This window comes from Lutibacter sp. B1 (genome assembly GCF_012524075.1).
Lineage (GTDB): Bacteria > Bacteroidota > Bacteroidia > Flavobacteriales > Flavobacteriaceae > Lutibacter.
The window spans coordinates 1-2,037 of record NZ_JAAZUI010000073.1 but is presented as its reverse complement, the minus strand read 5'-3'; the positions used below and the strand labels follow the sequence as shown (position 1 = coordinate 2,037).

Below are 2,037 nucleotides of genomic sequence, written 5' to 3'. Positions count from 1 at the left end.
TTCTGCAACTGCAAGTAGAGATTTAAAAAAAGGGGCAGAATTAAATTTATTTAAAAAAATCGGGGAAAAGAATAAAACTAAGTACAAATTAATAACTGGGCACAACAATGTATAACCAAAATTGCTTCTTTCTGTAAATTAGAATGTTTCTAAATCTAAAAAATACTATATTTAAACAACCGAAAATTGTGCTTTCAAATTCGCAACTTTCGTTATACAAACCCGTTGTACAACATACAAATGAAAAAATTTACAATTATAATATTCTTATTTTTTTCGATAAATGTCACTTCGCAAACTACACTTGAAGTAACTGCCAAAAGTGGTCTTACAATTAGGCAGAGTCCCAATTTAATAGGAAAAAAATTAGGATTGCTTCCGTTTGGAAAAAGAGTTGAATTAATTGAAAAAACTGGTATCAAACAAAGTTTTTTTGATGATAATGAAATTATTACGGGTGAATGGATAAAAGTAGAATTTGATAATTACCCCAGTTTCATAGCTTATCCAAATGAAGGATATGTATTTAATGGATACTTAAAAACATTAAATATCAATGAAATAAATAAAAGTCCTAATAGTTTTTCTAACAATCTTAAAAAAGAAGTTGAAAATTCACCAACTGTAATTAAATTAAAAAAGATAAGTGGAGTTTATCAAATTCCTTGCCTTATAAACGGTCAAAAATTCAATTTTATCTTTGATACGGGTGCATCAAACGTAAGTTTATCTCTTGAAGTAGCTGAAATTTTATATAGCAAGGGATTGATAAAATCTTCTGATATTATTGGAAAAGAATTTTTTCAATTTGCTGATGGTAATATAAGTGAAGGATTAGTTTTAAATTTAAAAGAAATTACAATTGGTGATATTGTATTAAAAAATGTAAGAGCTTCAATTCTTAATACTACAAAAGCTCCCTTATTATTAGGTCAGACTGCACTCGAAAGATTAGGTAAATATTCTTTTGATTATTATAATAATGAACTCTCTATTACTGGAAATAAAAATATTGATCTTACTAATTACAAACCAAAAAAGGGGTTTGTTTATATAAACAAGACCTTATCTGATGATGGAAAAATTGGAAAGTGGATAGCGGAAGAACAAATTGAAGTTTATGATAATATTGAAAGCTCGAATGTTATATCATATTTAAAAACAGATGAGAAGTTTTATGCAATCGAATCCAAATTCATTTTTTACAAAATGGCTTCTATTAAAATTAATAATGTACTTCCTAATCTTTTTGATGATTGTGAGGAACCTCCTTTTGTGAAAGGAGATTTAGTTTATATGTTAAACTACGAAGGAGAGGATTATTACCGAGTCTTATATAATAATAAGGTAATATATGCCGCATTTTATTATAATTATGACGGATCAAAAAAGATTAGAACAGGACGTTATGATGCCTGCAATAGAATTACAGGAGTCGTTACTAACAATATTGAGGAATCAGACTATTGGGTTAAAATAAAAAAATTGAATGGTGAGGTGGGTTGGATAAAAAATCCAAATTGTTATACTGTACGTGGAAGAAGACCAGGTTGTTATAATTCGAGTTCACCAGCGTGGTAAAATAGTTTGGGCTTTAATATTTTGTAACAAAAGAAAGAAAATAATTGAAACTAATAAAGTATTTGATATCATAAAAATTGTTTAAAAATTAAAGTACGTTGTACAACAATGTATATAAATAATAGCGGTCTAAGTGATAAAACGAAAGTATAAACATAAAATAAAGGTCAGTGCAAAACTGAAAAGTCAGTGCGTAGAAATCCGCTACTACTCATATACAAGTCCGTTGTAGGTAATTTTGATAAAAATATGGTCTATTCAATAACTTAACGCAACAAATCTAAATTTATAGATTTGTAAATATGAGTTTAAAACACAGACGACTTTCACTTAAAGAAAGAATCAAAATTGAGACACTTTTAAACGAGAATAAATCCAAAGCTTATATCGCTAAAACTTTAAACAGATCTCGTTCAACTATATCTCGTGAAATCAATAAATGGATTCAAGATCCTA

Annotated in this window: 2 protein-coding genes and 1 pseudogene; all 3 read left to right on the top strand. The window is 27.7% G+C overall.

The genetic code is table 11. The features are described from left to right. Positions 1–115, top strand: a pseudogene (locus tag HGB55_RS15550) (Fic family protein); the annotation flags it as partial. A gap of 125 nt (positions 116–240) precedes the next feature. Then, on the top strand, positions 241–1,581 hold the full coding sequence (locus HGB55_RS14795; protein ID WP_168817824.1) for a retroviral-like aspartic protease family protein: 1,341 nt from the start codon (positions 241–243) through the stop codon (positions 1,579–1,581). Between the two features lie 302 nt (positions 1,582–1,883). Next, on the top strand, positions 1,884–2,037 hold a 154-nt coding region (locus tag HGB55_RS15690; protein ID WP_168817822.1), incomplete at its 3' end, for a helix-turn-helix domain-containing protein.

Coding starts and splice junctions, on each gene's coding strand:
- HGB55_RS14795 (WP_168817824.1), top strand. CDS start 241: ATGAAAAAATTTACAATTATAATATTCTTATTTTTTTCGATAAATGTC.